Below are 6,164 nucleotides of genomic sequence, written 5' to 3'. Positions count from 1 at the left end.
CGGCCGGCGGCGCGGCTTCCGCGGCCGTGGCGGGGTCCGCGGCCTGCGGCGCGGCGAGACGGGGCTGCCCGGCCGGGGGCACGCCGCGGCTGACGGCGGCCAGGGCCTCGAGCATGCGGAGCAGCTCGTTCCGCCTCGCCTCGTCCCGCAGCAGGGCGGTGACGCGGTCGAGCTCGGCCGGGGTCAGGGCGGCGGCCGACCCTTGCGGCTGGGACTGCGCCGGCTGGGACTGGGCCTCGGCGGGCCGGCCCATCACCGCCGGCAGCAGCGCCAGGGCGAGCAGGATGATCTGGAGGAACCTCATATCGGCGGCAGCAACCCCATGGCCCCGTCCCGGTCAAGCACGGACTGGCCGGCGTTACACCTCGTGACGCCGCGGCAAGGATACCTGGCGGCCATGGCGGGCACCGCCGCCGGCCCGGGATTGCGGTTTCCGGGCCGGGCGCCAGATTGTCGCCATGACAACGCTGCTCACCGTTCTCGTCGGCATCGGCATGCTGGCGACCCTTGGCGTGATGCTGGCCGGCATGCTCGGCCTCACCCAGTCGGACGGAACCGGGACCCGTTCGAATGCGCTGATGCGATGGCGGGTGGTGCTGCAGGGCGTCACCCTGGCGCTGTTCGCGCTGCTGCTGCTGGTGACGCGGCACTAGCGCGGAGCGCCGTGGGCCCGCCGGGCAACCCGACCGCGGCGGTGGCGTCGCCGCAGGAGGCGATACCGGCCGCGGGCCGCATCCGCACGGATGCATGCGCCGTGGCCCCGGCCGCGATGCCTGCCGGCGGTGGCGGCTCGCTTCGCCTGGACGATAGGATCCATCCAGGCCCCACTGAATTATCTCGCGATCACGCGATCGGGGTTGGGAAGGTGCCGCGGCAGCGTCGGACGGGCTTTTGTGCCACCGGGGATTTGCAGCCCGGCAGATGCTCCTGTCGCACATGCCCCGGGGCAATCCGCGCCCCTCGCTCGCGGCGCGGGACCAAGTGCCGCCGCCGGCGTTTTGACAGCCCGCGCGGCGCCGCCCTATTTTCCCGGCGGTTTGCGTGGGGCGGCCCTTCGCCCCTTCGGCCGCGCCGATGGCCATAGACCACCCCATGCCCGCGCCGCGGGCCCTGGGGCCCAGCAATCAAGATCAGGAAACGGCAGAGGCGATGAAGCTCCTCGTCCCCGTCAAGCGGGTGGTGGACTACAACGTGAAGGTCCGCGTGAAGGCGGACGGCACGGGCGTCGAGACCGCGAACGTCAAGATGTCGATGAACCCCTTCGACGAGATCGCGGTCGAGGAAGCGGTGCGCCTGAAGGAAAAGGGCGCGGCGACCGAGATCATCGCGGTCTCCGCCGGGCCGGCGGCCTGCCAGGAGCAGATCCGCACCGCGCTCGCCATGGGCGCCGACCGGGGCATCCTGATCGAGCATGACGGCGCGCTGGAGCCGCTGGCGGTGGCCAAGCTGCTGAAGGCCGTGGTCGCCAAGGAGAGCCCGGACCTCGTCATCCTCGGCAAGCAGGCGATCGACGACGACATGAACGCCACCGGCCAGATGCTGGCGGCGCTGCTGGGCTGGCCGCAGGGCACCTACATCTCGAAGGTCGAGCCGGCCGAGGGCGGCCTCAAGATCACGCGCGAGGTCGATGGCGGGCTCGAGATGCTGCAGCTGAAGCTGCCGGCCATCGTGACCACCGACCTTCGTCTCAACGAACCCCGGTATGCGTCGCTCCCGAACATCATGAAGGCGCGGAAGAAGCCGATCGAGACGCTGAAGCCGGCCGACCTGGGCGTGGACGTCACGCCGCGGCTCACGGTGGTGAAGGTGGAGGAGCCGCCGAAGCGCCAGGCCGGCAAGAAGGTCGGCTCGGTGCAGGAGCTGGTCGAGAAGCTGCGCAACGAAGCGAAGGTGATCTGAACATGGCAGTCCTGGTTCTGGTCGACCATGACGGGTCGGCCGTGACGCAGCCCACGCGCAGCACGGTGGCGGCGGCGCAGAAGCTCGGCGAGGTGCATGCGCTCGTCCTCGGCGCCCGCGCCGCGGCGGAAGCGGCGGCGAAGCTGCCGGGCGTGGCCAAGGTGCTGCATTCCGACGCCGAGCAGTATGCGCATGGCCTGGCGGAGCCGACCGCGGCGTTGCTGGTGGCGATGGCCGATGGCTATTCCCACCTGCTCGCCCCGGCCTCGGCCGGCGGCAAGAACGTGATGCCGCGCGCTGCCGCCCTGCTGGACGTGCAGGTACTGTCCGACATCTCCGACGTGGTGGATGCCGACACCTTCGTCCGGCCGATCTATGCCGGCAACGCGCTGGCCACCGTGAAGTCGGCCGACCCGAAGAAGGTCATCACCGTCCGCGCCGCGAGCTTCGACCCGGTGCCGGCCGAGGGCGGCAGCGCCCCGATCGAGGCGGCGCCCACCGTGGACAACCCCGGGCTGTCGCAGTTCCTCGGCGCCGAGATCGTGAAGAGCGAGCGGCCGGAACTGACCGCGGCGCGCATCGTCGTCTCGGGCGGCCGCGCCATGGGCTCGGCCGAGAATTTCCACATCATCGAGAGCGTGGCGGACAAGCTGGGCGCCGCCGTCGGCGCGTCCCGCGCCGCGGTCGATGCCGGCTATGCGCCGAACGACCACCAGGTCGGCCAGACCGGCAAGATCGTCGCGCCGGACCTCTATGTGGCGGTCGGCATCTCCGGCGCCATCCAGCATCTGGCCGGCATGAAGGACAGCAAGGTCATCGTCGCCATCAACAAGGACGAGGAGGCGCCGATCTTCCAGGTGGCCGACTACGGCCTGGTCGGCGACCTGTTCAAGGTGATGCCGGAATTCGAGGCCGAGATCGGCAAGAAGTAGGGTCATCGCGTGACTGGCAGGGCCGCCCGACGCATCGCGTCCGGCGGCCCTTTTCATGTGGAGTGGACGAGATGGCTGAGGTGAGGAAGCTGGGCGTCATCGGCGCCGGCCTGATGGGCAACGGCATCGCGCATGTGGCGGCGCTGGCCGGCATCCCGGTGGCGCTGGTGGACGTGAACCCGGCGGCGCTGGAGAAGGCGCTGGGCACGATCGGCAAGAACCTGGAGCGGCAGGCGAGCAAGGGCACGATCCCCGCCGGCACCAAGGACGAGGCGCTGGGCCGCATCACGGCCGGCACCGACTACGCCGCCTTCGCCGATTGCGACTTGGTGATCGAGGCCGCGACCGAGAACGAGGCGATCAAGAAGAAGATCTTCGAGAGCCTGATCCCGAATCTCCGGGCCGATGCGCTGATCGCGTCCAATACCTCCTCCATCCCCATCACCCGTCTCGGCGCCGCGACCGACCGGCCGCACCGCTTCGTCGGCATGCATTTCTTCAACCCCGTGCCGATGATGAAGCTGGTCGAGGTCATCCGCGGCCTGGCGACCGACGACGCCACGGTGGCGGCGGTGACGGCGCTGGCGCAGCGCATGGGGAAGGAGGTGGTGGCGGCGGCCGACTACCCCGCCTTCGTCGTCAACCGCATCCTCTGCCCCATGCTGAACGAGGCGATCTTCGCGCTGATGGAGGGCGTCGGCGATGTCCGCGCCATCGATGCCGGCATGAAGCTCGGCGCCAACCACCCGATGGGCCCGCTGGAACTCTCGGATTTCGTCGGCCTCGACACGCTGTATTCCGTGCTGAAGGTCCTGCACGAGGGGCTGGGCGACCCGAAATACCGCCCCTGCCCGCTGCTGGCGAAGTATGTCGAGGCCGGCTGGCTCGGCCGCAAGAGCGGCAAGGGCTTCTACGACTACAGCACCACCCCGCCGACCCCGACGCGATGACCCGCGCGGGGCGCCCGGCCGGCGGATGGGCCGGGCGCCTCCGGTGGCTTTCTGCCCGCGGCGGCGCGTGCTACCCGCCGCTTCTCGATATGCGTGCGCATCCATGTTCCGCCGGCTGATCCGCTCCGGCGCCGTCCAGGGCGCCCTGGCCCGGCTGCTCGGCCTCTATCTCGCCCTGGTCTATCGCAGCACCCGCTGGACGCTGCTGGGGGAGGCGCATCTGCACGCCGCCTTCGCCGGCCCGGCCGGCGCGCCGCGGCCGGTCATCGGCGCCTTCTGGCATGAACGCCTGCCGATGATGCCCGCGCTCTGGCTCGAAGCCCGCCGGCGCGTCCCGGCGGCGGCCCGGCGGCCGGCGCATGTCCTCGTCTCCCGCCACCGCGACGGGAGGTTCATCGGCGCGGTGGTGCGGCGCTTCCGGCTGGAGACGGTGCATGCCTCCACCAGCCGCGGCGGCGCCACCGGGATGCGGGTGCTGCTGCGGATGCTGGCGGCCGGGGATACGGTGGTCATCACGCCGGACGGGCCGCGCGGCCCGCGGCGGGTGGCGGCGCCCGGCGTGGCCCAGCTTGCCGCCGTGGCGGGGCTGCCGGTGGTGCCCTGCGCCGCCCGCACCAGCCGGGTGCGGGTGCTGTCCAGCTGGGACCGCATGGTCCTGCCCCTGCCCTTCGCCCGCGGCGTGCTGGTGGTGGCGCCGCCCGTCCTGGTCGACCGCGCGGACCCGCCCGCCGCCCTGCCGGCGATCGAGGCGGCGCTGACCGCCGCCTGCGACGCCGCCGATGCCTGGGTGGCAGCCCCGGCGGCCGCCCGCGCGGCCATGGCGTGACGGCGCAGGCGGTGACCGAGAGGCCTCCGGCCCTGCGGGGCGGGTCCGCCGGCCCGCTGCTGTGGCGCTGGGCGGCGATGGCCGCGGCGCCGGTCCTGCCGCTGCATCTCCGCCTGCGGGCCCGCCGCGGGAAGGAGGTGCCCGGGCGCCTCGGCGAAAGGCGGGGGGAGGGGGCGGCGCGGCCGCCCGGCCGCCTGCTCTGGCTGCATGCGGCCAGCGTCGGGGAAACCCTGTCGGTCATCCCGCTGCTGGAGGCGCTGGCGGCACGCGCCCCGGACCTGACGCTGCTGGTCACCACCGGCACCGTCACCGGCGCGCAGGCGCTGGCGCAGCGCCTGCCGGGGGCGCTGGGCGGCCGGCTGCTGCACCGCTTCGTGCCGCTGGACGTGCCGCGCTGGGTCGGGCGCTTCCTGGATGGCTGGCGGCCGGACCTGGCGGTGCTGGTGGAATCGGAGCTCTGGCCGAACCTGATCGCCGCGGCGCGGGCGCGCGGCGTGCCGCTGGCGCTGGTGAATGCCCGGTTCAGCGCCCGCTCCGCCCGCCGCTGGCGGCTGGCGCCCGGCTTCGCCCGGCGGCTGCTGGCGGGCTTCCGCCTGGTCACCGCGCAATCCGCCGCCGATGCCGCCAGGCTGCGCGCCGCCGGGGCGGCGCAGGTGCTGACGCCGGGCAACCTGAAGGATGCCGCGCCGCCGCTGCCCGCCGATGCCGCGGCGCTGGCGGCGCTGCGCGCGGCGATCGGCGGGCGGCCGGTCTTCCTCGCCGCCAGCACCCAGCCGGGGGAGGAAGCGCTGGTCGGCGCGGCGCATCCGCTGCTGGCCGCGGCGCATCCCGGGCTGCTGACCGTCATCGTACCGCGGCACCCCGACCGCGGCGCGGCCATCGCCGCCGCCCTCGCGCCGCTCTTTGTCGCGCCGCCCGGCCCGCCTGGCGGCCTGGTCGCCGTACCGCCGGTCGCCCGCCGCGCCGCCGGGCTGCTGCCGGGGCCGGCGACCGCCATCTATGTCGCGGACACGCTGGGCGAGCTCGGGCTGTTCTACCGTCTGGCACAGGCCTGCCTCGTCGGCGGCTCGCTCGTCCCGCATGGCGGCCAGAACCCGCGGGAGCCGGCGCGGCTCGGCTGCCCCATCCTGCTCGGCCCCCACACGCAGAATTTCGAGGAGCCGGTGGCGCGGCTGCTGGAGGCGGGCGGGGCGCTGCGGGTGCCGCCCGACCCGGCGGCGCTGGCCGCGGCGGCGGACACCGTGCTATCCGATTCCGGCCGCGCGCGGGCCATGGCGCAGGCCGCCGCCGCGGCGCTTGCGGCGGAAGCCGGGCTGCCGGACCGGATCGCGGGGCTGCTGGTCGAATTGCTGCCGGTCGCCGGGCCGGCGGGGCCCGATGGGCCGAGGGATGCCGCCGAGCCAACGGCGGCTGCGGGACGGGGCTGAGGCGGGCGGCATGCCCGGGACGATGCCCCCGGATCCCGGCGATGCCGGGCCGCGTGCCGTCGGGCCCGCGGCCAGCGAAGTGCACCGGGGGCGGGCCGGCGCGGCCGACCGGACCTGCCGGCGGCCGCCG

The 6,164-nt window shown here is 74.0% G+C and carries 7 protein-coding genes; 6 read left to right on the top strand and 1 reads right to left on the bottom strand.

The window, feature by feature from the left end; all coding sequences use genetic code 11:
* The coding region (locus E2C05_RS27520) for a hypothetical protein (protein WP_408901635.1) at positions 1-304 on the bottom strand (304 nt) is incomplete at its 3' end.
* Positions 305-458: 154 nt separating this feature from the next.
* Here E2C05_RS27520 and E2C05_RS27515 point away from each other — a divergent pair.
* The 6 genes from E2C05_RS27515 (at position 459) to E2C05_RS27490 (ending at position 6,034) form a co-directional block, all read left to right on the top strand.
* Positions 459-653, top strand: a complete 195-nt coding sequence (locus E2C05_RS27515; RefSeq protein ID WP_133222846.1) for a twin transmembrane helix small protein — start codon at positions 459-461, stop codon at positions 651-653.
* 496 nt (positions 654-1,149) lie between these two features.
* Positions 1,150-1,899, top strand: a complete 750-nt coding sequence (locus E2C05_RS27510) for an electron transfer flavoprotein subunit beta/FixA family protein (RefSeq protein ID WP_133222845.1) — start codon at positions 1,150-1,152, stop codon at positions 1,897-1,899.
* Positions 1,900-1,901: 2 nt separating this feature from the next.
* A complete protein-coding gene (locus tag E2C05_RS27505) occupies positions 1,902-2,831 on the top strand; it encodes an electron transfer flavoprotein subunit alpha/FixB family protein (protein ID WP_133222844.1) in 930 nt (309 codons plus the stop codon).
* Positions 2,832-2,902: 71 nt separating this feature from the next.
* Positions 2,903-3,781 carry a 3-hydroxybutyryl-CoA dehydrogenase gene (locus tag E2C05_RS27500; RefSeq protein ID WP_133222843.1) on the top strand — a complete coding sequence of 293 codons (879 nt, stop codon included), beginning with the start codon at positions 2,903-2,905 and terminating at the stop codon, positions 3,779-3,781.
* Positions 3,782-3,884: 103 nt separating this feature from the next.
* Positions 3,885-4,607, top strand: a complete 723-nt coding sequence (locus E2C05_RS27495; RefSeq protein ID WP_133222842.1) for a lysophospholipid acyltransferase family protein — start codon at positions 3,885-3,887, stop codon at positions 4,605-4,607.
* A gap of 11 nt (positions 4,608-4,618) precedes the next feature.
* Positions 4,619-6,034: a 3-deoxy-D-manno-octulosonic acid transferase gene (locus E2C05_RS27490; protein ID WP_240046920.1), complete on the top strand. Its 1,416-nt coding sequence runs from the start codon at positions 4,619-4,621 to the stop codon at positions 6,032-6,034.
* Positions 6,035-6,164: the final 130 nt, after the last annotated feature.

Source organism: Paracraurococcus ruber (assembly GCF_004353985.1).
Lineage (GTDB): Bacteria > Pseudomonadota > Alphaproteobacteria > Acetobacterales > Acetobacteraceae > Paracraurococcus > Paracraurococcus ruber.
Note: the sequence above shows the minus strand (reverse complement) of the source record. Positions and strands in the feature narration are given on the sequence as shown.